25 protein-coding genes and 1 tRNA gene are annotated in these 22,249 nt (G+C 60.1%); 9 read left to right on the top strand and 17 right to left on the bottom strand.

Features of this window, described 5'->3' with window-relative positions; translation table 11 throughout:
• Positions 1 to 1,086, bottom strand: coding sequence for an LPS export ABC transporter permease LptG (gene lptG / locus ACQK2M_RS17320; RefSeq protein ID WP_223476903.1), 1,086 nt, complete (start codon positions 1,084 to 1,086; stop codon positions 1 to 3).
• A gap of 4 nt (positions 1,087 to 1,090) precedes the next feature.
• On the bottom strand, positions 1,091 to 2,272 hold the full coding sequence (locus ACQK2M_RS17315) for an LptF/LptG family permease (RefSeq protein ID WP_425418814.1): 1,182 nt from the start codon (positions 2,270 to 2,272) through the stop codon (positions 1,091 to 1,093).
• Positions 2,273 to 2,551: 279 nt separating this feature from the next.
• On the opposite strand from ACQK2M_RS17315, the gene ACQK2M_RS17310 reads away from it, so the two are divergent.
• From ACQK2M_RS17310 to ACQK2M_RS17290, 5 genes are all read left to right on the top strand, one after another.
• Positions 2,552 to 4,048, top strand: coding sequence for a leucyl aminopeptidase (locus ACQK2M_RS17310; protein WP_425418813.1), 1,497 nt, complete (start codon positions 2,552 to 2,554; stop codon positions 4,046 to 4,048).
• A 10-nt stretch (positions 4,049 to 4,058) separates the two neighbouring features.
• On the top strand, positions 4,059 to 4,511 hold the full coding sequence (locus ACQK2M_RS17305; RefSeq protein ID WP_425418812.1) for a DNA polymerase III subunit chi: 453 nt from the start codon (positions 4,059 to 4,061) through the stop codon (positions 4,509 to 4,511).
• Entirely contained in the window at positions 4,508 to 5,212 is a 705-nt protein-coding gene (locus ACQK2M_RS17300) for a class I SAM-dependent methyltransferase (protein WP_425418811.1), read from the top strand. The genes ACQK2M_RS17305 and ACQK2M_RS17300 overlap by 4 nt, the downstream gene beginning before the upstream one ends.
• A gap of 12 nt (positions 5,213 to 5,224) precedes the next feature.
• Positions 5,225 to 5,884, top strand: a complete 660-nt coding sequence (locus tag ACQK2M_RS17295) for a hypothetical protein (RefSeq protein WP_425418810.1) — start codon at positions 5,225 to 5,227, stop codon at positions 5,882 to 5,884.
• Positions 5,885 to 5,974: 90 nt separating this feature from the next.
• The gene (locus tag ACQK2M_RS17290; protein WP_425418809.1) at positions 5,975 to 7,327 is read left to right on the top strand and encodes a hypothetical protein; all 1,353 of its coding nucleotides are present in this window, start codon (positions 5,975 to 5,977) and stop codon (positions 7,325 to 7,327) included.
• On the opposite strand, the gene ACQK2M_RS17285 is transcribed toward ACQK2M_RS17290, so the two are convergent.
• From ACQK2M_RS17285 to ACQK2M_RS17270, 4 genes are all read right to left on the bottom strand, one after another.
• The gene (locus ACQK2M_RS17285) at positions 7,328 to 9,220 is read right to left on the bottom strand and encodes an ABC-F family ATP-binding cassette domain-containing protein (protein ID WP_425418808.1); all 1,893 of its coding nucleotides are present in this window, start codon (positions 9,218 to 9,220) and stop codon (positions 7,328 to 7,330) included.
• Positions 9,221 to 9,512: 292 nt separating this feature from the next.
• Positions 9,513 to 10,007, bottom strand: coding sequence for a DinB family protein (locus tag ACQK2M_RS17280; protein ID WP_425418807.1), 495 nt, complete (start codon positions 10,005 to 10,007; stop codon positions 9,513 to 9,515).
• Positions 10,008 to 10,244: 237 nt separating this feature from the next.
• Positions 10,245 to 10,805, bottom strand: a complete 561-nt coding sequence (locus tag ACQK2M_RS17275; protein WP_425418806.1) for a polysaccharide biosynthesis GNAT family N-acetyltransferase UppQ — start codon at positions 10,803 to 10,805, stop codon at positions 10,245 to 10,247.
• A 272-nt stretch (positions 10,806 to 11,077) separates the two neighbouring features.
• On the bottom strand, positions 11,078 to 11,266 hold the full coding sequence (locus ACQK2M_RS17270) for a hypothetical protein (RefSeq protein WP_425418805.1): 189 nt from the start codon (positions 11,264 to 11,266) through the stop codon (positions 11,078 to 11,080).
• A 326-nt stretch (positions 11,267 to 11,592) separates the two neighbouring features.
• Between ACQK2M_RS17270 and ndk the strand changes: the two genes are divergently transcribed.
• Positions 11,593 to 12,015, top strand: a complete 423-nt coding sequence (gene ndk / locus ACQK2M_RS17265; RefSeq protein ID WP_223476891.1) for a nucleoside-diphosphate kinase — start codon at positions 11,593 to 11,595, stop codon at positions 12,013 to 12,015.
• 49 nt (positions 12,016 to 12,064) lie between these two features.
• Here the strand turns inward: ndk and ACQK2M_RS17260 are convergent, their stop codons facing one another.
• Positions 12,065 to 12,502 (bottom strand): acyl-CoA thioesterase, encoded by a 438-nt coding sequence (locus tag ACQK2M_RS17260; RefSeq protein ID WP_425418804.1) that lies wholly within the window; start codon positions 12,500 to 12,502, stop codon positions 12,065 to 12,067.
• 136 nt (positions 12,503 to 12,638) lie between these two features.
• Here ACQK2M_RS17260 and trhA point away from each other — a divergent pair, with 136 nt between their 5' ends.
• Complete coding sequence (gene trhA, locus ACQK2M_RS17255; protein WP_425418803.1) at positions 12,639 to 13,280, top strand: PAQR family membrane homeostasis protein TrhA; 642 nt, start codon at positions 12,639 to 12,641, stop codon at positions 13,278 to 13,280.
• 61 nt (positions 13,281 to 13,341) lie between these two features.
• A tRNA-Ala gene (locus ACQK2M_RS17250) sits at positions 13,342 to 13,417 on the top strand.
• 702 nt (positions 13,418 to 14,119) lie between these two features.
• On the opposite strand, the gene ACQK2M_RS17245 is transcribed toward ACQK2M_RS17250, so the two are convergent.
• From ACQK2M_RS17245 to ACQK2M_RS17220, 6 genes are all read right to left on the bottom strand, one after another.
• On the bottom strand, positions 14,120 to 14,464 hold the full coding sequence (locus ACQK2M_RS17245) for a hypothetical protein (RefSeq protein ID WP_425418802.1): 345 nt from the start codon (positions 14,462 to 14,464) through the stop codon (positions 14,120 to 14,122).
• A gap of 107 nt (positions 14,465 to 14,571) precedes the next feature.
• A complete protein-coding gene (locus ACQK2M_RS17240) occupies positions 14,572 to 15,237 on the bottom strand; it encodes a sulfotransferase family 2 domain-containing protein (RefSeq protein ID WP_425418801.1) in 666 nt (221 codons plus the stop codon).
• A 151-nt stretch (positions 15,238 to 15,388) separates the two neighbouring features.
• Entirely contained in the window at positions 15,389 to 15,805 is a 417-nt protein-coding gene (locus tag ACQK2M_RS17235) for a hypothetical protein (protein ID WP_425418800.1), read from the bottom strand.
• A gap of 278 nt (positions 15,806 to 16,083) precedes the next feature.
• Positions 16,084 to 16,299, bottom strand: a complete 216-nt coding sequence (locus ACQK2M_RS17230; protein ID WP_425418799.1) for an Arm DNA-binding domain-containing protein — start codon at positions 16,297 to 16,299, stop codon at positions 16,084 to 16,086.
• Between the two features lie 186 nt (positions 16,300 to 16,485).
• Entirely contained in the window at positions 16,486 to 16,746 is a 261-nt protein-coding gene (locus ACQK2M_RS17225) for a hypothetical protein (RefSeq protein WP_425418798.1), read from the bottom strand.
• 98 nt (positions 16,747 to 16,844) lie between these two features.
• Complete coding sequence (locus ACQK2M_RS17220; RefSeq protein WP_425418797.1) at positions 16,845 to 17,063, bottom strand: hypothetical protein; 219 nt, start codon at positions 17,061 to 17,063, stop codon at positions 16,845 to 16,847.
• 409 nt (positions 17,064 to 17,472) lie between these two features.
• Between ACQK2M_RS17220 and ACQK2M_RS17215 the strand changes: the two genes are divergently transcribed.
• Complete coding sequence (locus ACQK2M_RS17215) at positions 17,473 to 18,783, top strand: PqqD family protein (RefSeq protein ID WP_425418796.1); 1,311 nt, start codon at positions 17,473 to 17,475, stop codon at positions 18,781 to 18,783.
• A 30-nt stretch (positions 18,784 to 18,813) separates the two neighbouring features.
• On the opposite strand, the gene ACQK2M_RS17210 is transcribed toward ACQK2M_RS17215, so the two are convergent.
• The 4 genes from ACQK2M_RS17210 to uvrC are packed head-to-tail and all read right to left on the bottom strand — an operon-like array spanning position 18,814 to position 22,198.
• Positions 18,814 to 19,272: a molybdenum cofactor biosynthesis protein MoaE gene (locus tag ACQK2M_RS17210; RefSeq protein WP_425418795.1), complete on the bottom strand. Its 459-nt coding sequence runs from the start codon at positions 19,270 to 19,272 to the stop codon at positions 18,814 to 18,816.
• Position 19,273: 1 nt separating this feature from the next.
• Positions 19,274 to 19,531, bottom strand: a complete 258-nt coding sequence (gene moaD / locus ACQK2M_RS17205) for a molybdopterin converting factor subunit 1 (RefSeq protein WP_425420072.1) — start codon at positions 19,529 to 19,531, stop codon at positions 19,274 to 19,276.
• Positions 19,528 to 20,124 carry a CDP-diacylglycerol--glycerol-3-phosphate 3-phosphatidyltransferase gene (gene pgsA, locus ACQK2M_RS17200; RefSeq protein ID WP_223476885.1) on the bottom strand — a complete coding sequence of 199 codons (597 nt, stop codon included), beginning with the start codon at positions 20,122 to 20,124 and terminating at the stop codon, positions 19,528 to 19,530. The genes moaD and pgsA overlap by 4 nt, the downstream gene beginning before the upstream one ends.
• 55 nt (positions 20,125 to 20,179) lie before the next feature.
• The gene (uvrC, locus tag ACQK2M_RS17195) at positions 20,180 to 22,198 is read right to left on the bottom strand and encodes an excinuclease ABC subunit UvrC (RefSeq protein WP_425418794.1); all 2,019 of its coding nucleotides are present in this window, start codon (positions 22,196 to 22,198) and stop codon (positions 20,180 to 20,182) included.
• Between the last annotated feature and the right edge of the window lie 51 nt (positions 22,199 to 22,249).

The following is a 22,249-nucleotide window of genomic DNA, read 5'->3' as shown; positions in this document are numbered from 1 at the left end:
CTACCCGTCCTCCCGATGAAGCAAATACGCGACGCCGAAGAGAGTCGCAACCGCTACCGGCAGCCATGCGGCCAGGACCGGGGGAATTTGTCCCGAACTCCCGAAAGATTTCGTGACCGCTGTTAAAACATAAAGCACGAAGCCGGCACCCATGCCAGTCAGAATCATGGTCGAGGACTGGCCGGATCGCACGAACCGAAGCGATACGGTGGCTGCGACGAGCGACATCGTCACCAGCAGCGCGGGCATCGCGATGAGCGAATGGAACTGCATCCGGAAGGGATAGGCCGAAACGCCAAAGGAGTTTGCGGCCTCGATTTGCCCGCCCAGTTCATAGATCGAGATCATTTCGGGAGGAACCAGTGCTTCCTTGATGACGGCGATATTGAGCGCCGTGGGGATTTCCATCCGCTCCTGCTTCTCCGACCGGCCGGCCCGGCTGATCGTGACGTCGTCGAGGACCCATCGTCCGTCTTCCAGTCTCGCTGTAGCCGCGTCGATGCGCCGGCGCATGATGTGGTCGGCATCGATATCCAGAAAGACGGCCTCGTAGAGTGTCGCGCCCTCCGGTGTGGCGCGGGTCGCTCCGATCAGCATGCTGCCACCATCGTCCTGTGCCTGCCTCAGCCAGGGCCTCTCCTGGTTGAGCAGGCCTTTCGACGGCCTCGCGCGCCACTCGCCCTCGACCGCATTGGCGTAGGAAAAGCCGTGCGTACCGGCCGGATTGATGACGGTGATCGTGAAAATCCCGATTACCAGCGCCGCTGCCATGACCGGAAACAGGAACTGCCACGCCGAGACGCCGACCGACCGGGCGACGACGAGCTCGTATTTTCGGTTCATGAGCATGAGCATCGCGGTCGTCGCGAAGAGCACGATGAAGGGCAGGGCGACCTGCACGATGTAAGGCATCCGGAAAACCGAAAGCATGAGAGCCGTCGCGACGCTGTATTGCGGCAGATTGCCCGTGCGGTTCGAGAATTCGGTGAAATCGATCAGGAAGGCGAGCGCGATCACGCCAAGCATGAACAGGAGGATCATGTTCAACGCCTTGAAGAAGAAATATGAACGAAGCGTGCCACCCATTTCGTCACGTCGTCCTTGCGCGTGCGTGACGGATCCGGAACCGCCGGACTGCATCAAAAAGCTCTGTCGCCACCCGGGCGATCCAGTCGGGCGCGGCAACGGTTATGCCGTTCAGATACATCCCTGCCGACAATACGATCCCGCCAAGCGGTATCGCATAGAGTGTCCACGCCAGTCCGCTGTCGTGACGCGCGACCCCGTAGGCGGCGTAGGCCGCACCCTTGTAAAGAAGGGTTGCGCCGACAGCGAGGAAGAAGGTGTTGAAGCTGTTCTGGCGATGTGACCGTGTCTGTCCGGCGACGACGAGCGCGATGAGGCCGTACAGGAACGGATGAAGCCAGTCTGTCATGCGCCGGTGAAATTCCGTACGCAGCCAGTCCGGCGTTTTCTTTGCGTAATAGCTCTCCGGATCCGGATTGAGCAGTTCGATTGTGTCATGCTCCATCGGCGGATAGTACGACGCTGTGGTCGCGGTCGAGCCGAATTGTGACAGCGATATCGCATAGGAATTGAAACGGATAACGGACACGGAACCGTCCTTCACGTTCTCACGGTGAATTTGGCCGTTGGTCATGACAACCACATCATTCCCGTCGATCTCCGTCACGACACCGGTCTGTGCATAGTAGATGAGTTCGGTCGCCGGATCCCTGGTGTCCGACACCATGATGCCGGACAGGACGTTCCCGGGCAGGTTCCTGTCGATATAGATCGTCAGGTTCTCGTCGAGCTTCGTGAATGTGCCTTCCCGCAGGAAGTTCGAGACGAGATCGGTGCGCATCGAGACCAGCGCGTTGCGGAGCCCGCGCAGCGATTGCGGCTCGACGAAATGGCTGGACAGCAGAACCAGAATGCTCGCGATGGCCGACGTCACGAGAATGGGTTTGGCGACCATCATCCGCGACATGCCGGCAGACGAAATGACCGGCATTTCCGAATCCGCATTCATCGTGTTGAGCACCTGCACCATGCCGATGACGATCGAAATCGGCAGGATCACCCCGACCAGCGCCGGCGTCATCAGTACGACTGCCCTGAAGAAAGCGGCGAGCGAAGCGCCCGTAACGATCGCGAAGTCGATCCGCGAAAGAATCTGGGTCACCCAGACGACGATCAACACCGCGACGAAGGAGGCAATGCTGAGGACAACAACCCGGCGAAAGATATAGCGCTGCAGGATATTCAAGACGCATGTCCTCGGGTCTTGGCTGCGCTGGCCACTTCACTGCGCGTCGTCATGAGCCTCGGTGAAGTCGATAAAAAGGTCCGGCCTTCCGCAATGCTTCATTAACAATAAAGCCCCGCGTGCTGAATTTTTTGCGAAGGGACTTGGTTAATAGAACGTTGCCGCAGGCGCGTGCCCTTGCTATCGCCACAGCGAACACCAAAATCAAGAGTGGACGCACGCGCGCTTGTAAGCTTTTCGTGAGCGTCTCCGACATCGCCGCAACCCTGCAGGATTTCCATGACCGTTCATCCGACTTTCACCTTCGCAAAATCAACCGCGCCGAAAAAGGGCGCTGCCGTGTTTCTGGTGGCCAAGGGCGGAAAACCGCCGGCAATGGCGGAGGAGGCCGATCCTTCCGGCGTCATCGCCAAGGCGATCGATGTTTCGAAATTCGACGGCAAGGCGAAATCGGTTGTCGATATCGTCGCGCCGGCCGGTTCTCCGGTCGACAGGATCCTGATCGTCGGTATCGGCGATGCCGATGCAATCAAGCCGTCCGACTGGACGGCGTTTGGCGGCACCGTGCGCGCGAAGACGGCGTCGGAAAAGAACGTTTCCGTTCTGCTCGAATGCGACGGTGTCGATATCTCGCCGGAAGCCGCGGCGGACTTCGCCCAGGGCATGCTGCTGCGCGCCTATGATTTCGACAAATACAAGACCGTGAAGAAAGACGGCGACGAAAAGGACGAAAAGCCTTCCGCGCAAAAGGTCACGCTGATGAGCGACAAGTCGTCCGCCTGCAAGAAGGCGTGGCAGACCGCTGAGGGGATCGCGCGTGGCATCATGCTCGCGCGGGATCTGGTCAACGAGCCGGCCAACATTCTCGGCCCGGTGGAGTTTGCCGCTCGTGCCGAGGCGCTGTCCGCGCTTGGTGTCGAGGTGGAGATTCTGACCGAAAAGGAAATGAAGAAGCTCGGCATGGGCGCGCTGCTCGGCGTCGCGCAGGGCTCGGTCCGTCCGCCACGGCTCGCCGTGATGCACTGGAAAGGCGGCAAGGCCAAGGACAAGCCCGTCGCCTTTATCGGAAAGGGCGTGGTGTTCGATACCGGCGGCATCTCCATCAAGCCTGCCGGCGGCATGGAGGACATGAAGGGCGATATGGGCGGAGCCGCCGCCGTTACGGGGCTGATGCATGCACTGGCGGCGCGCAAGGCGAAGGCCAATGTCATCGGCATTATCGGGCTGGTCGAAAACATGCCGGATGGCAATGCCCAACGTCCGGGCGACATCGTCACCTCCATGTCGGGCCAGACGATCGAAGTCATCAATACCGACGCCGAGGGCCGGCTCGTCCTGTGCGACGCGCTTTGGTACTGCAAGGAAACCTACAAGCCGAAATTCATGATCAACCTCGCGACCCTTACCGGCGCAATCCTGATTGCGCTGGGGCAGAACCGCGCCGGCATGTTCGCCAATGACGACGAACTCGCGGATCAGTTGTTTGAAGCGGGCGAGGTGACCGGCGATCGCGTCTGGCGCATGCCGATGGGCCCGGAATACGACAAGATGATCGACTCCCGGTTTGCCGACATGAAGAATGTCGGCAGCCGCCACGCCGGATCGATTACGGCGGCGCAGTTCCTGAAGCGTTTTGTCGGCGATGTGCCGTGGAGCCATCTCGACATTGCGGGTACGGCCATGGCTTCGCCGGCGAGCGACACGAACCAGTCCTGGGGCTCCGGATACGGCGTGCGGCTGCTGGATCGACTGGTCGCCGACCACTACGAGGGCTGACCGCGCCCGGATGGCCGAGATCTTCTTCTACCACCTGACCGAGTCGCCCCTCGAAGAGGCGTTGCCAACGCTCGTCGAGAAGTCGGTCGGCAGGGGGTGGAGAGCCTCGATCCAGACATCGGCGGCTGAAAAACGCGATGCGCTGGATTTGCATTTGTGGTCCTATCGCCCCGAAACGTTCCTGCCGCATGGTCGCGACGGCGACGAGAGGCCGGCCGACCATCCGGTCTTTCTCACCGTCTCGCCGGACAATGTGAACGGGTCGCATATCCGTTTCCTCGTCGATGGCGCATCGCCGCCGCACGATGTGACAGCCTATGAGCGGGTTGTCCTGATGTTCGACGGCCTCGACGAGCAGGCGCTCGACGCGGCGCGCGGAAACTGGAAAGAGCTGAAAGCGGCCGGCCACAATCTGTCCTACTACCAGCAGAACGCCGGCGGAGGCTGGGAGAAGAAGGCATGAACGGGGACGAAAACCGGGACCTCCGGGAACGCCAGGCGGCGAATAGGGAAAAAGTCGATTCACTCGATCGCGACAGCGCACACACCCAGTCCGAACGCCATGAATTCTTCAAGGAAGTCTATCGTCGCGCGGAGGGCGATCCCGGCATGGTGCCGTGGGCCGACCTGGCTGCCAAGGCGAAGCTTCACGAATGGCTTCTGCGCCACAAGGGCGACGGCGTCGCGACCGCCGTCGATGTCGCGTGCGGGCTGGGCGATAACGCCGAGGCGTTAGCCGAGGCTGGCTATGTGACGACCGGGTTCGATCTGTCCGAACAGGCCATTCGCTGGGCGCGGAAGCGCTTCCCGGACTCGCCCGTGGAGTATCGCACAGCGGACCTGTTCGAACTGCCTCCGGAGTGGAAGGGTGCGTTCGATCTGGTCAATGAGTGCTACACGCTGCAGTCTTTGCACCCGTCCATGCTGGATCGGACTGCCGCGGCGGTCGCCGGGCTCGTCCGGCCGGGCGGAACGCTGCTGGTCTATGCCCGCTACAGGCCCGAGGGTGCGCATATCGATGGGCCGCCTTGGCCGCTGGAAGAGCCGCAATTGCGCCTGTTTGAAGGCTTGGGCTTCGAATTGGTTCACGAGGACCTGTTCCACCTGTCGCGGCACGGACGCAAGATCCCGAATGCGTTCAGCGAGTGGCGCAAGCGCGTCTAGGCGGAGGTGTTCATGCGGTTTCTCGGGCTGATCATCCTGCTCGCCGGTTTGGTGGCCGCGTTCGGCGGACAGTTTTTCGACATCCGCCCGGCCGGTTTCGAGATCGGACGCTACGCGATCTTTTCGTCCGCTGATGGATCCAGTCCGGCCTCCGTCTATATCTCGGACGATGACGGTCCCATTGCCGTGTCGGTGGAGGTGGTGATCCCTGCCGATGCCTATGATGCTTATCGGGAATCGAGAATGATCCTCGATATCGAGGACCGGCGCGGTCTCTTCCATTCCACTCCCATCCTGTTTTCGTCGAAATCTGCATTGCACCTGGACAACGGAAACCTGCTGGCCGAGGTCGTGACGATCGATGATATCCTGCCGGGGGATTACACCTTCACGCTCAAGCCCGGCGATTTCGACAATCTTCCGGTGCTGTCGGCCGACTTGATCCTTCAGGGCAATATGGGCGGTTTTCTATTCGATCTCCGTCCTATCGGTTTCACGATGATCGTCATCGGCGGGGTAATGCTTCTGCTTGGGGGGCGTCGCCAGCGCAGGCGTTCACAGCCGGCTGCGTCAGCATCGAAAACATCCTCCATCGGTTATCGACAGGCGGAACCGGAACCTGAAAAGAGCAAGCCCGCCATGAAATGGGGCAGGGACGGCGATCAGGAGTGACCTCCCGCGTATGGCGGCCGCGCGATGTTGTTTTTCGCCCGAACGCCCCGATACAAGAGACCCTCGCACCCGGAGTAGAGGGGCCGTAACTTGAAGAAGCCTTGGTACCGGCGCCGCAGATTTCTGCTTCCGCTCTCCATTCTGCTGGTCTCTTTGATCTTTGTCGGTCCATGGCCGGCGGACAACACACCCTATGCACAGGCCGGTTATTTCTCGGACACCGTTCGCCGGCTCGATGCGCCAGCTTCCGCGACAGGCCGACTTCGCGCGGGGTTTGCCGAAGTCGAGATTACGCCTCCCGTCGGACACCAACTTGCTGGCTTTACCGGCAGGAGACCGTTCGCTTCGGATTCGGTCTTTTCGCGCTGTTATGCCCGGGCTCTGACCCTCGCTGTCGGCGACGTTGAGGTCACCGTCCTTGCGGTCGACCTGCTTCTTGTGAATGACGACCTGGCAGGCGCGGTCTTGGCCGACGTCGGCCTTGAACCCGGCGAGATCTTCTTTACGGCCACCCACACGCATGGCGGACCAGGCCAGTGGGCCGATCATCCGCTCGAGAAACTCGTCATCGGCAATTATGACGCCGACTATGCGAAACGCCTTTCGCAGCAACTCGCCGACGCCGTGTCGCGATCGCGCGCGGAATTGGTTCCGGTGGAGACCGCGCTCGTCGCTGTCGAAGCGACTGGAACCCAGTGGAACCGAATCGACAGGACGCGCGCCACTTTCGATCAGCTGTCCGCGCTCCTGTTTCGTCCGCTCGATCGTCCGGATGGACCGCCCATTGTGGCGCTTGCGAGTTTCGGGGCGCATGCCACGGTTGCCGGACACCAAAGTCATGCGATCAATGCCGATTACCCGGGCGCTCTCGTTGACCGGGTAAGGGCGGAGACCGGCGCGACCAATGTCATGTTTGCGGCCGGCTCCGTGGGAGACGCGTCCGCGCTTCGCCCTGCCGCAGAGACGCGTGAAGAGATGGCGGTCAAGGTCGGCGAGCGCCTTGCCGATATGCTGACCGCTCCGATCCAGGAAGCCGGGTATGACCGGACGGCGACGCTCGCCAACGCTTATCTGCCGGTCGAACTGCCGCCCGTCCGCGTTCCCGTAACCACTTCGTTGCGGCTCAGTCCGCTATCGACGCGCTGGGTCGCCCCCGACCACTCGCATCTGCATGCCTTGCGTATCGGCCCTGCGATGCTGATCGGCTTTCCCGGCGATTACTCCGGACAACTCGCCGGCCGGCTTGCAGACGGCTTGAGCGATACGGGCCTGACCGTCATCCCGACAAGTTTCAATGGCGACTATCTGGGATACGTGATCAGTGACGACGACTTTTTCGGCGCTGCGAAATACGAAACGCGCATCTTGAATTTCTACGGTCCCTGGCTCGGGCCCTATCTGAATGACCTTGCCGCGCGGCTGGCGCGAAGCATGGCGGACTGATCAGGCGTCCGCCATCGCTTCCTCGTACTCGGCTGTACAGGCGATCCAGTTCTCCTCCCATTCGGCGATCCTGCTTTCCAGATAGGATCGCTTCTTCGAGAGCTCGATCACCTTGTCGCCGTCATTGGCGACGTCCGGTTTTGTCATCTCGGCCTCGATGGCGAGGATCTCTTTCTGCGCCTTCTCGATCCGGCTCTCGAAGTCGGCGATCTTCTTCTTGAGCGGCGCGTATTCCTTGCGCCGCGCCGCAGCCTGCTTGCGCCGTTCCTTGCCGGACAGCGATGGCGTGGCCGGGTCGTCGCCGTTTTCGGTCCCGCCGGATTTGACCGGGCCCTTCAGGATAAGCTTGCGATAGGCTTCGAGATCGTCGTCATAGGGTTCGACAGCCCCGTCATGGACCAGCCACAGGCGCTCGACGCAGGCCTCGATCAGGTGCCGGTCGTGGCTGATCAGGATAACCGCGCCCTTGTAGTCGTTGAGCGCTTCCGCCAGCGCCGACCGGCTGTCGATGTCCAGATGGTTGGTCGGTTCGTCGAGGATCAGCAGGTGCGGCGCGTCGAAGGTCACGAGGCCGATCAGAAGCCGTGCGCGCTCACCGCCGGAAAGGTCTCTTTCCTTGGTGTTCATGCGGTCGCCGCCAAGTCCCATCTGCGCGACACGGGCCCTGACCTTGGCTTCGGGCTGGTCGGCCATCAGCGCCCGCACATGGTCATAGGGCGTATGTTCGGGAACGAGGTCGTCCAGCTGGTGCTGCGCGAACATCGCGATGCGCAGCTTGTCGGCGCGGGTCACCTTGCCGCCCATCTCGGGGAGGCGCTTGGCCACGAGCTTGGCGAAGGTCGACTTGCCGTTGCCATTGGCGCCGAGAAGCGCGATGCGGTCGTCCGCATCGATGCGCAAATTCAGCTGCTGCAATATCGGATTGCCCTCGACATAGCCCGCGCTCACGCCTTCCATGGCGATGATGGGCGACGCCGGCTGGCGTTCGGGCGAGGGGAGGCGGATCGGCTGTACGTCGCTGTCGATGGCGATATCGACCTGCGCCATTTTTTCCAGCGCCTTCAGGCGGCTCTGTGCCTGGCGCGCCTTCGAGGCCTTGGCGCGAAAACGTTCGACGAACGCTTCCATGTGCTTGCGCTTGGCGGCCTGCTTTTCCGCCATCTTGGTCTGCTGCATCAGTCGCTCGGCCCGGGCGCGGGCGAACTGATCGTAATTGCCGCGATAGAATGTGAGCTTGCGATGCTCCAGGTGCAGGATCGCATTGGTAGTCGAGTTCAGCAGATCGCGGTCGTGGCTGATGATGATGACCGTGTGCGGATAGCGCTGGACGTAGTTTTCCAGCCACAAAGTGCCCTCGAGGTCGAGATAGTTGGTCGGCTCGTCGAGCATCAGCAGGTCGGGTTGCGAAAACAGAACCGCGGCAAGCGCGACGCGCATCCGCCAGCCGCCGGAAAATGACGAGCAGGGCATGGATTGCGCTTCGGCGTCGAAGCCCAGGCCGTGCAGGATCGCACCGGCGCGCGCCTCCGCCGAGTGCGCGTCGATATCGCTCAGGCGCACATGGATCGCGGCGATGCGATCCGGATCCGTCGCGGTCTCCGCCTCGGCCAGAAGCGCGGTTCGTTCGCGATCGGCGGCCAGAACCACCTCGAGCAGCGTCTGTTCCGTTCCCGGCGCTTCCTGCGCCACCTGACCGATGCGCAGGCCTTTCGGCAATTCGATCGAGCCGCTTTCGGGAGAAAGCTCGCCCGTCATCATCTTGAACAGGGTTGTCTTGCCGGTGCCGTTGCGGCCGACGAGACCGACCTTCATTCCCTCGGGAACAACGGCTGTGGCGCCTTCGAACAGCGGGCGGCCCATCATGCGGAAGGTGAGATCGGAGATTTGAAGCATGGCGGGCTTGTGGCTGAAACGGGTGCGAAGCGCAAGCCGTTCGCTGGCACGGAAAACCCGGCGCGTTCCGTACTGATGGTCAGGCCGTCTTCGACATCCGGAAGCGCCCGATCCTGCCCGGGGCTCCAAGGCAGAAAACTCTCGCCCCCTGTTCGTTGGGTTGGTTCACCACATTCGCGAGGCGGGCCGTCTGATTGGGTTATTCGTAGCGCCGCGCGCATGATGACGTTGCTGGCAGCGCCAGAACCGCGGAAGTTCGGGCGTCGCGAATCTGGCTGCTCTGTCTTCGCCCTCAGAAAAAGGGCTCGCCTTCCTCCGTACGCAGGAAATAGATCAGGTCGAGCGGCGGTGGTTCGTGGCCGAGTACCGACAGGATCATATGCGCATGGCCGCGGTGATGGGTCTGGTGATTGAAGAAATGGGCAAGCGGCGACGCCAGCGGCTGTGTCACTTCCTTCGGGTTGGTGACCGGAGTGTATGAGAATAGCCCAGCCAGCGCTTCCTCGGTCAGAGTCTCCACCCAATCGACGATGCGGTCGTCCATCTTTCCGCGCTCAAACCTGAGTTCGGCGAAGTCGGGATGCGGAACATCGCTCAACACCCTGTGCGTTTCGCCCGTTCCGGTAAAGCGGTTCATCCAGATCCGGTCGGCGACCAGGATGTGATTGAGCGTCCCCTGCATCGAACCGAAAAACGCATGCACGTCGCGGGACCATTCGTCTTCCGACAACAGTTCCGCGGCGTCGTAGAGGCGGGCATTCGCCCAGCGATTATAGGCCGCGAACATCCTATAATGCCGTAATCCGTCCATCGCGCGTTCCCCTTTTCCGTCGTGGTCGTGCGGCGATGCGTGCTTCGGGGCAAGTCTGCCGCATCCATCGGATGCCAGAGGAAACGAGGCGGGGCAAGATGAAAGGCGGTGCATCCGCTTTTCGGTCCAGCTATGCGATTTTCGTTGATAGCCGACCTGTGGCGCGCGTGAAAACGGGCGGCCATGCCGGCCGCCCGAACTTGATCGATCCGTTTACTTGAGCAGGATCATACGGCAGAGTTCCCGCAGCTCGGCCGGATACTTGTTGGCGTTGACGACGCTCTCGCACGGCTTCTTGTACCGGGCGATGTCGTCGCCCGACATCGATGCGACAATCGTTTCGATGTCGTCGGAGCCGCTCCCCGAACCGTCGCCATTGCCGCCACCCAGCAGGTCGCCGAGACCGATCGAGATGTCGGCATCGGCTCCGTCACCGCCGGCATTGACGCCGACATCGGCATTCACGCCGTCTCCGCCGTCGATATTCGCATTCACGTTCGCGGCAACGCCTTCGTCACCTCCTAGTGTCGCATTGGCGTCCGCATTGACGCCGTCATCGCCACCGATCGAAGCTGTCGCATCGGCGTCGATCCCGCTGCCGCCGCCGACATCGGCGCTCACATCGGCATCGACACCTCCAGACCCGCCGACATTGGCGCTGACGCCGCCTCCGTCGCCGACAGAGACATCGACCTGGGCATGGGAGGGGGAGGCGAAGGCAAACACGCTGGCTCCGATCAGAAGAGCATAAATATTCCGGTTCAGGGTATGCATGGAAATTCTCCTTGATCCAAAATGTCCTTCAGCTTCATGCCGGACATGAACTGGAAATGGGCAGCAAAACGAATGGTTCGGAAAGTATTTCTTGGACAGGGAATTTGGAAAAGAAACGGTAAAGATCGCGGTGTAGTCGCTCACAAATGTGTTTCAATTTGAAGCGGCATCTTTCCGATACGACTATCGGATAGCGGATCGAGGGAGATGAAAAAGAAACAGGCCGCTTTTCAGCGGCCTGTTTGGGAAGTCATTTCCCGTCGTAAGGCGATTCATTCGCCCGAAATGCGGTCTTCACTGTCGGAAAACTCGGTCACGGCGGAAAACGGGTTCGTCGAGTCGCAATCGCGGTTGCGGTCGAAAGTTCTAATCACTTCCGGATCGACGGTGTGGGCCTGCCTGGAAACAGTAAAGTAGCAAGCGCGCGCCAGCATTTCGAGAAAATCGTCTGCATTTCGCATGCTTTACCTCCTTTCCTTGCTTCGTTGCGGGCAATCGTTTCGCCAGAGCCGGGAAAATGCGGGGGATTGAAAGTCGTTCCGCGCATCCGCGAGACATGGAAAACGAACGGTAAACAACGAACGGATCGCTTATCCTTCGCTCAGGGGGGAAGGGCGGTCGCGAACGAAGCGCCCTATGTGAGAAGCCGCGCCGAAAACCCTCTCGCCGAGACGCCCCGATCCGCCTGACGCGTGGTGTGGCGGGCCCCTTGGCAAGGCAGGCGCGGACCGCTATAGACCGCGCGAATTCCAATTCTCCCCCAATCACGACCAAGAGGACTGTTTACATGGCCATCGAGCGCACCTTTTCCATGATCAAGCCGGACGCCACCGCGCGCAACCTGACCGGCGCGATCACCCAGATGCTGGAGGAGGCCGGCCTGCGCGTCGTCGCATCCCGCCGCGTCTGGATGAGCCAGCGTCAGGCCGAGGCGTTCTACGCCGTTCACAAGGAGCGCCCCTTCTTCGGCGAACTGACGGAATTCATGTCGTCGGGCCCGACGGTCGTTCAGGTGCTTGAAGGCGAGAACGCCATCGCGAAGAACCGCGAAGTCATGGGCGCGACCAACCCGGCCGATGCGGCAGAGGGCACGATCCGTAAGCGCTTCGCCAATTCGATCGGCGAGAACTCCGTGCACGGTTCCGACGCTCCGGAAACCGCCGCCGAGGAAATCGCCTTCTGGTTCGCAGGCTGCGACGTCGTCGGCTGAGCCTACCTGCATTCGTTTTGAAGAGACCGGGCCCTTGAGCCCGGTTTTTTCATGCCTGTTCGGAGATCAGCAGTGTCTCGAACCACTCCCGGGCATGCTTCGGCAGCGGGGAGGATTTCCGCGCCGTGGAATCTGTCAGCACGACGACGTTTTCGGCCGTGGCGCAGCATCGCCCGTCCTTGAAGATCGCCTGTCGGATGCTCACGGACGATCCGCCGATCCGCGTGATGCCCGTCCCGATCGTCACGTCGCCCGGCCATGTCATCTCGGCCATGTAATTGATGGTGAGCTTCACGATCGAAAAGTGACAGCCTTCCGGCGGCATGCCACGTGCCGGGTCGTAAAGTACCGGCGTGCGGCCGGCTTCCGACAGGGTGGCATAGACCGCGTTGTTGACATGGCCGGCGCTGTCCATGTCGGCGTAGCGCAGCGTCTGGACGGTCTGCGAGGGAAACGCTTCGAGGGGAAGGTTGGCGGGGTCTGTCATGGCAATGGCTCCGGTATAGTCGTCCCGAAAGCCGATACCCCATTGTGCGATGCGACAAAACGCCTTCATACTGCTTTGACACTGTGTTGCTGCAATTCCTGATATAGGGTTTGCTCGAACCAGCCGCGGAGGGACCATGACCTACCCCGATTACACGCGTGCCGAGCGCATTGCCGATGGCGTCATTCATGTCGTCGGCATAACGGCGAGCGTGATCGCGGTCGCTATTCTTCTCGTCATCGCCGTGCCGACGCTCGAAATGTCCTATTCGACCGCGCTCGCCATTTATGGCCTGACGGTCGTGACGCTTTTCAGCGTGTCCGCAGCCTATCACATGATCAGCCATGCCGGCTCGAGGGCGGTTCTGCGCAAACTCGACCAGGCGGCGATCTTTCTGAAGATCGCGGGCACCTACACACCGCTGGTTTTGATGATCGGGACCGCGTTTTCCTATGGCGTTCTGGCATTCGTCTGGATTGCCGCCCTGTTGGGAGCGGTCGGAAAGGTCGCCTTCGGTCACCGGCTCGAAGGCGTTTCCGTCGGTATTTTCCTCGTGCTGGGGTGGGCCAGCCTGACGCTTGCCTGGCCAATCTTCGCCACGCTGCCCATTGCGGTCTCCATACTGATATTGGCGGGAGGGGTGCTTTATTCGATCGGCGTCATCTTCCATGTCTGGGAAGGGCTGAAATACCAGAACGCCATCTGGCACGCCTTCGTGCTTGCCGCGTCCTCCTGCCATTTCATAGCCGTGACGACCGGCGCTTTCGCCTTGGCCTGACAGAAAATTTTGCCGACCCTATGGACAAATGCGTCCGCGTGCATCAGTGATTTGCGCTGTTGGGGCCGTAGCTCAGATGGGAGAGCGCGTCGTTCGCAATGACGAGGTCAGGGGTTCGATTCCCCTCGGCTCCACCAAGCTAACCTCCCAAGATTTTGAAAAATCTAGGTAATCTGATTTACGCTTTTAGCTTGCCTACTTAGGGGTAGGAAACCCGGCAGATTTGCCCCTATTCATGTTTCCGTGATCGCTGTCCGGATTCGGCCAGGATTGCGCAAGTTACGCCCGTCGCCAAATATCTGCACATTCGAGCGCATGAAGTGAAAGGGCTACGGCTGCGGAATGCGAGGGGGAAGCGTCCACTCTGACTTTCGACGGAGATCGGCTGTTCTGGAATGGTGCGCCTCTAACCTTCACGCCTGAAAGTCTGCAATAGTCGCCGGGGCTGGTTCTAGGCGGCGTCGATTTGCCGCCTAGCCTGCAAATTCGGCGGGCGTGCGAAGATCCGCAGACCACAAGACGCTGCGCCGTCCCTCTGTCGGCTCGCCGCCGTCCACTGCCGGGCAGATGCCGACTAGAACGATTGACGTCGCCGTAAATGTGTCATCGCTCCCGGCGCGTTCCTCGACTGCCTTTAGCCGCCGCTCGATATTCGCCATTGAAGTCATGCCGCTTGCACCCTGTAGCCGCCTTTGCCGATCTCTCGTACAAGGGTTTCGCCGTGCGTTCCGTCCGGGTTTATGATCTGCCGATCGATACGGGTAACGGGATTGTCTTCTTTCGGCTGTCAGTTTTCGAGCGCCGACAATCGGCGTTGAATCTGTGCGGTGTTCGCCATGCTATTTCCCTTCCTGTTGCCGTTCTAGTCGCTCCAGCCGTTCCAGAATCTCGCCGGTCGTGATGGCGTCTTTCTGTGCGTCGATAATCGATACGAAAGATTGCGCTTCGGCAGGGGCCAGGTTTCCAAGTGCGGCCTCTTGCGCCACCTTGGCGATTGCCGCCTTGATGCCATCAATCGTCGAAATATCAGGAATGTCTATCTCAACCGTGCGGGGCGTTGGTGCCGGGCGCGGATGACAGAACGGTGCGGTTTTCTCTGCCGCCCATGATCGGGTTTTTTCGTCGCTTGTTTCGTCGCGCATCAAAGTAAGCAGATATTCGACTGGAAGCGTGCCGCCGTCCATCGCATCCGAAAGTGTTTCTGCCTATCTGATTGCAACGCTTCCGGGCTTTCGTCCTGCCCCTGTCTTGCGCCGCCGCAATTCGCCATTCTTGATTTCCCTGATTGTTTTCAAGTGTGTCGCATTCCTGCTATCGAGCCAGTCGCTTCTCGCTTTGGGTAGCCTAAAAAACGAAAATCTGCATCACAGGCTCGATTGATAATCTCAATATTCTCTGCGGTGAGATAGTGGTCGAGAGGCATCTTCTCGGAGGTTTTCAGATTCCCGCCAATAGGGAGGGCCGCATCTATTCCTAGGCGGGAAAGGAATGGGTTCAGATCGTCGTGCAACGTTTCGAAGCGGAATATATGCTTCACCATCACGCGGCTGCGATCCGGTGTGCCGATGAAGCGCAACTGAGATAGCCGGCTGTAGCGGCTTTTCAGGTAGGCGGTGAAGTCCAGTTTCAATGTACGTTCATACCGTCTATGTTCTGGCGTCTGGCGAACGAATTCATAAGCCGAAATCAATCGCCGGTATGGATCGCGCACCACCGCGAAGCTTGCGGCGTTGTCGTAGATTTCCGGGCCTAGCGCTCTTCTGTGCCAAGCCGCCGAAGCATGCACGGGAATGAATATGCGGTCTGGGTTCTGGCGAACGGGCAGATTGTTCAGAAACCGCCGCCATTGGGTCTTCTCGCCCGCAGTCTGAAACGGCTCTAGCAATCGATTAATCGCCGTTCCCGCTGTCTTAGGCACATGGATAAAAATCAGGTTATGCTCTGGATAATAGGACAAAGGGTTCGCCACATAGTATTGTAAGACTCGGATATGTCTTACGTCGCAAAATGGTGTTAAGAAACCCCGCCGAGCTGCCAAAGCGCACCTCTCGGATAATCAGGCGCGTATCGCCTAGATTGAGGTCCATGCGTGTTCCTTCCTACTGTGGCTAGACCAGCGCTTTGATCTTGTTGCGGAACTTGGCGTCAGGCATCTGAGCCGCGAAGCTAGCAAGGGCTGAGAGAAAAGCATCGACCGTGAGCAGTGTTTGACTATTCAGCGCGCGGATTTCATTGACGCAATAGAAGGTGCCCGCGAGTTGAAGCTTGTGCAGCAAGCCATATACACCGGTGGCCTTTAACGCCGCGCTGACGGTTGCCTCGCTATCGAGTTCGTCAGCCGTCTTGTCGCGGATTGTAATCGTCACCGTAACGTCGTCGGCAATGACCGCGACGGACCTATCCGTAACCGTTTTCGGCGACGTGCTATTGTCGATGACAATTTCATTGACCGGGACAACCTTGTCACCGCCAAGCTGAAACCTGGATGCGGGCGGGGAGGTTTTTTGACCGTTCTCAAGGGCCACAAAGCCAAGATATTTCCCGCCCTGTTGGGTAAAGTAACGAATAACGTCACCGTTTCGGATGTGTGCGATCTGCGGTATTAACGGGGCGGCTGCGGATCGCCTTGCAATAGCTGTCGCCTAGTGTTTGTTCCCAATTGTAGCGATGCTTGGCGTTCGTCCATTCCCGCGACTTGGCGGCGATTAACTCGGCTGCACAATCCGCGAATGTCTTGACGGTATCTTTCCCCGCTCTGCGGACGGGGCGCCGCCCTTGGCAATCGTGGTGCGGTAGCCGGTCGCTATCTCGCGTGCATCGGAAAGCGAAATTTCAGGATACGGCCTATCCCGATTTCCTTCCGCTTGCCGCCCTTTGGCATCCACATGAAAGGCCATGCGCGGGACACATTGTCCGGGGAGGGCGTGACGCGAAGGTAAAGCCCGCCATCGCTAAGTCTGCCGCGTTCCTTCGCGGCTTTGACTTGCCTGTCTGTTAGCTCGTGGATCGCCCGCGCCATTGTCCACAAGGAGTTTCGCGAGACGGACGGAACAGAATGAAACAAGGGTTTAGCGAACCTCGGCTCCACCAGTTTTCCTCAAGTCGAAAACTCCCGGAAACGGGCTGCATAACCGTGATTGTGTCTAGGACACCCGGCGCGTCGGGTTTTGGCTTTCGTCTGAATTGTCGCCAGAAGCGCAGCGGGTCAGTGATGCACGTGATGCCGATTGTGCAGATGTGCGGATATCCAGCGTATCGCGGCCCCAATGGCGTATCCCAGAATGCCCCAGATCGTGGCGAGAAACGCGAACAGGCCAAGCCCTATGATAATCGAGGCGTTCTCGGGTCTGGACGTAAAGGATATGTCGACCGCGCTGTAGGTCGCGAACAGGGCGCCGCCGAAGCCGAACACAAGCCCGTTCCTGCGAACCATGCCTGTTATGAAGGAAACAATGGGTTCGAACATGGCCAACACCTCGGGTTACGCGACACCGTTCCGAGATTAGTTGCCGAGAGGTTAACCGGGCGTTTCAAATGCCTGCGAAATCTCCGCCATTCTCATCGCTATTGGAGCGTCTTGGAAGGCGGTGACTCGATCATCGCTTCATCGAGCAGACCCTCTTTGAACTGCAGCGCGAGGCTTAGAAGCGCGTTGGCGACTTCGTCTTCCGCCCAGCCCGCTTTCAAGGCGCGTTCAACCGAGGCCTGAAACTGCCATAGCAAGTCCATTTCGCAATCGAGGTCGCTGTCGCCTTTAGCGTTCGTCGTGGGCCCTGGTGTCATATAGTGTTCTCATATTATATCCCACATTACGTAGCGTAACTTGAGAGAGGGATTTTGGATAGTCTTGTTGCGTGGGGAATTGGGGATAGGCCTGGACGCAGTTTCGGTTCTAGACCCTAAGACGAGCCGGGCATTGGAAAGATCCAGACCTGCGCGCGCGAAGTGAAGCCACTGCGTCATGGCGTCGCACACTTTGTTCAAAGACGGCCGCGCCGCCCGCGCTGATGATGTCCAACCCATTCTCCTCGGAAAACATAGGGGGAATCCCGGATAATGTCTGGTGTCGAATCTTGTAACTTGGACGACGTTGATCGAGCCAGCCATTGTCCACGGCACCGCGCAAAACAGAGTGTTGGCGAAGAATGCCCATGTTACCGGTCAAACGAAAACGCGAAGGTGAGGTGGCTGTATGACTGAAATACCCAAACTTGTTCAGACGGATGGGTATTTTGAGCAAACCGCTGATGGCGGCCATCGATTGGTCAGTGCACTTTCAAAACAACCGATAGCGATGGACGAGATTGCGTCGGTGATCTGGCGGATGTGCGACGGCAGCCGGGACGCGATTGAAATCTCGCAGGAGATCGCCTCGTTCTATCCGCAGGACAGTGCCGCGGTTTCAATCGATGTCATCAACGCGCTGGAGAAGCTGGCGGAGTTCGGGGCGCTGAGGGCGCGTTCCGGAGAAAGCGGGTTCGCGAGAGGCGCGATCACGCCCGGACATGGCAAGATTCTTGTCGCATGTTATTGCGAACCGGCCAATCATTCGCTGAACTGGCAGCTTCACGCGCTTTACCAGTCTTTCCTCGATCTGCAGCATCCGGATTTCGATTTTCGGGTCACCATCCCGTCCGGAGCGGAAAGCCTGATCGATCCGCGTATCCCTTATCGTTTCGCCGAGTCGATCAAGCAGACGTTCAAGCATCCGATGTTGAAGAAGCACGGCTTCAACGGATATCCCTACGCCAATCATTTCCTGTCGGTGTCAAAGGAAGATACCGCTTACGATTATATCCTGGCCTGCGATGTGGATACGCTGCTGCTGCCGGCGCTGGCCGATACCCGTCCGGCCAAATTCCTGACCGGCGGCGGCGGATACAAGACGGATGTCACGCATCAACGATTGAGTGAGTTCGCGCAGAGGCAGGGATACAAGAACTTCGGCCGTCACTCCAATATCGGACCGACTTGGTACGGAGAGTCGAGCCTGGTCGTGAAATCGGCAAATGAAGTCCTCAAAACGATCCCGATCCTGCTGCGCGAAGCTGACTGGCGAGACACGAGTTGGCCGGATTGGTGGATCGGCGTCCTCTCCCTTTATTCCTCTGAAATTGTTCTCAACGAGCTAGTCCCCGATCTGGAGATTCGAAGAGGTGTTTTGGATGCCCACACCGATAATAAAGAACCGAACGATGCTATCCACATGCATATGTGGCACACGAGCAATTACAGGGAGGAATTCTCGAAATTTGCGTTCAACGACGGTGTTTATGACCGCGAAGATATCGCACTGACGGGCAAGGCGGGGTTTGCGCTCGAATACGCTCGACGCGGCAGGCTGCTGGGTTCGGCGGCGCGTTTGCATCATCTCCTGCTTTCGAAGGATGCGGATGCGACGGCCGGATCGGTAAACGGGACTGTGCGGGGTTCGAGGCCCGATAGCAGTTCGCCATCGGCTATGACATCGCTGGTACGATTGTTCCGCCGTCTGCGCGGTTGAATTCGACGAGCCGATGAACGGCGATGCGACTCACCACCGTTCGGCGGCGGTGTCATCTGCCTGTTTCGCCTCGACCCAGCCCCCGTCGCTTCCGTCGGTTCGATGCTCCTTCTTCCAGAAAGGCGCTCGCGTTTTCAGGAAATCCATCAGGAAATCGGCCGCTTCGAAGGAAGCCTGACGGTGGGAGGAGGCGGCCGCAACCAGGACGATATTCTCGCCGGGCGCGATTTTTCCGAAGCGATGAATGACGGTCAGGCCGGTCAGCGGCCAGCGTTCAGTCGCTTGCCTGGCGATCCGGCCGATTTCGGCCTCGGCCATGCCCGGATAGTGCTCCAGTTCCAGCGCGGACAATGTGCCGTTCTCGTCGCGGCAGAGGCCCGTGAAGGTGACGACCGCGCCGACATCGGTGCGGTCCTCCGTCAGCCGCGCGCTTTCTGCGGCAGCGTCGAAATTGTCCCGCTGAACACGGATGACGGGCTCCGCCGCCATTTCAGCCCCCGGTCATCGGCGGAAACAGCGCGATCTCGCGCGGCGCGCCAAGCGCCTCGCCATGCTCGACATGTTCCTGATCGACGGCGATGCGAATGGCATTGTCCATCGCCAGCGCGGCTTCGTAGTTCTCGCCACGCGTCTTCATCCAGGCAAGCAGGTCCGCGCCGGTCTTCACCGTTTCCGGCAAGTCCACTTCCTCCTCGGGAAGGCCGATGCGTTCGCGCACCCAGGCGAAATAGACCAGCTTGGTCATCAGCGGTCCGCCTCGTCATTGATCACGTGTTTCAGGCCGGAGCGGAAATAATCCCAACCGGTATAGAGGGTCACGATTGCCGATATCCACAGCAGCACGTGGCCCGTCTCGGTGACATAGGGCACGATCTTGTCGCCGGAAGGGCCGGCCAGCAGGAAGCCTATCGCGACAAGCTGGATCGCGGTCTTCCATTTGGCGAGCCATGTCACCGGCACGCTGACTTCCAGCGAGGCGAGATACTCGCGCAAACCCGAGACCAGGATTTCCCGGCACAGAATGATGACAGCCGCCCACAGGCTCCAGTTCTTCAGCGATCCCTCGGCCGCCAGAAGCAGAAGCACCACCGAGACGACAAGCTTGTCGGCGATCGGGTCGAGCATCCGCCCGATATTCGAGGTCTGTTGCCACTTGCGCGCGAGGTAGCCGTCGAGGAAATCGGTCAGACTCGCGACGATGAAAATACCGAGAGCAAGCCAGCGCGCGAAATCGCTCGATTGCAGCCGTCCCTCGAGAAAGAAACAGAGCACGATCAGCGGCACCGCGAGGATACGCGCGTAGGTCAGGATATTCGGCAGGTTGTAGGCGCTGCGTGACATAAAATGTGAGAAGCACCGGAAGCCGCGCTGGTCAAGTGCGGCATCTCATCCCGTTTCACTGCGATTGGCGGAAATGGTCGTAGATCTGGCGTGCCATCGCCTCGGAAATCCCGTCGACTTTCTCGAGGTCGTCGAGTGCCGCGCGCGCCACGCCCTTGGCGGTTCCGAAATGGTGCAGCAGGGCGCGCTTGCGTGCCGGTCCGATGCCGCCGACTTCGTCGAGCGGGTTCTTCACCATCTCCTTCTTGCGCCGCGCGCGGTGAGAACCGATGGCGAAACGGTGCGCCTCGTCTCGTAACCGCTGGATGAAATAGAGCACCGGATCGCGGGGCGGCAGCGTGAAATCGGCCTTGCCCGGAATGAAGAACCGTTCGCGCCCGGCATCGCGATCGACGCCCTTTGCGACACCGACGACATCCACCGCCTGGTCGACGCCGAGGTCCTTCAGGATCGTCATCACGGCATTGATCTGGCCGAGCCCGCCATCGATCAGCAGCAGATCCGGCCAGGCGGGCAGGGCATCGGAAACCGGATCGGCCTCGTCGTCTCCATTCGCCGCCTCGCGGTCGGGAACGCCTTCCTCCTTCACCAGCCGCGAGAAGCGCCGCTCCATGACCTCGCGCATCATCGCGAAATCATCGCCGGGTGTGGCCGTTTCGGACTTGATGTTGAACTTGCGGTACTGGTTCTTCGCAAATCCCTCCGGACCGGCGACCACCATCGCGCCGACCGCGTTCGTGCCCATGATATGGGAGTTGTCGTAGACCTCGACACGGCGAGGCACGCGCGAAAGCTGCAGCGCTTCGGCCATGCCCGCCATCAGCTTGGCCTGCGAGGAGGTCTCGGCAAGCCGCCGGCCGAGCGCCTCCTTGGCATTCGCCAGCGCGTGATCGACGAGATCGCGCCGTTCGCCGCGCTGCGGCCGCGTCACGGTGACCTTGCGCGGCGCCTTCAAGGACAGCGCTTCGGCCAGCAGGTCGCTTTCCGGCAACGTTTCGGAGGTCAGGATCAGGCGCGGCACCGGCTTGTTGTCGTAGAACTGCGAGATGAAGGCGCCGAGCACATCCTGCGGCTCCAGCGCAGTGTCGGCCTTGGGGAAATAGGCGCGGTTACCCCAGTTCTGGCCTGTCCGGAAGAAGAACACCTGAATGCAGGTCATGCCGCCCTGCTGCTGGATCGCGAAGACGTCGGCTTCCTCGACCGTTTGCGGGTTGATCCCCTGATGGCTCTGGACGGCTGTGAGCGCGGAAATCCGGTCGCGATAGACGGCCGCACGCTCGAAATCGAGTTCCTCCGCCGCCGCTTGCATCGATTTCGACATGTCCGCCTGCACGGCCTGGCTGCGCCCGGAGAGGAACGCCTTGGCCTCCCTGACCAGTTTCCCATAGCCTTCCGCGGAGATTTCTCCGGTACACGGGCCGGAACAGCGCTTGATCTGGTAGAGCAGGCAGGGGCGCGTGCGGCTCTCGTAAACGCTGTCGGTGCAGGTTCTGAGCAGGAAGGCGCGCTGCAGCGAATTGATCGTGCGCCCCACGGCGGACGCCGATGCGAAGGGCCCGAAATAGTCGCCCTTCTTCGTCTGCGCGCCGCGATGCTTGAAGATGCCGGGTGCTTCGTGGTCGCCGGTGATCAGGATATAGGGAAACGACTTGTCGTCGCGCATCAGCACGTTGAAGCGCGGACGCAGTCGCTTGATCAAATTGGCTTCAAGCAGCAGCGCTTCGGTCTCGGTGCGCGTCGTGACGAATTCCATCGCCGCCGTCAGCGTGATCATCTTTGTGATGCGGTTCGAGTGGCCTCGGCCCTGCGCGTAGTTCGTCACGCGCTTTTTCAGGCTCGCCGCCTTGCCGACATAGAGCACGTCGCCATCGGCATTGAACATGCGATAGACGCCCGGCGCGTTGGGCAGGCGTTTCACATAGGCCTTGATCAGCTCCGCGCCATGCAGCTCTTCGGAAAGATTGTCTGCCGTGTCCCAGGCAAGGTACTTGCCGAGCGTCGCGACGACGGGATCGTCGCCGCCATCGAACTCCGCCTCGGCGATCTTGTCTTCGGGAATCGGTTTCGCGTTCATCGGTGCATATCAGCTCTCGGAGGCCGCATCATCAATAGCTCTCGTTCGAAT

The organism is Oricola indica (assembly GCF_965227485.1).
Lineage (GTDB): Bacteria > Pseudomonadota > Alphaproteobacteria > Rhizobiales > Rhizobiaceae > Oricola > Oricola indica.
Note: the sequence above shows the minus strand (reverse complement) of the source record. Positions and strands in the feature narration are given on the sequence as shown.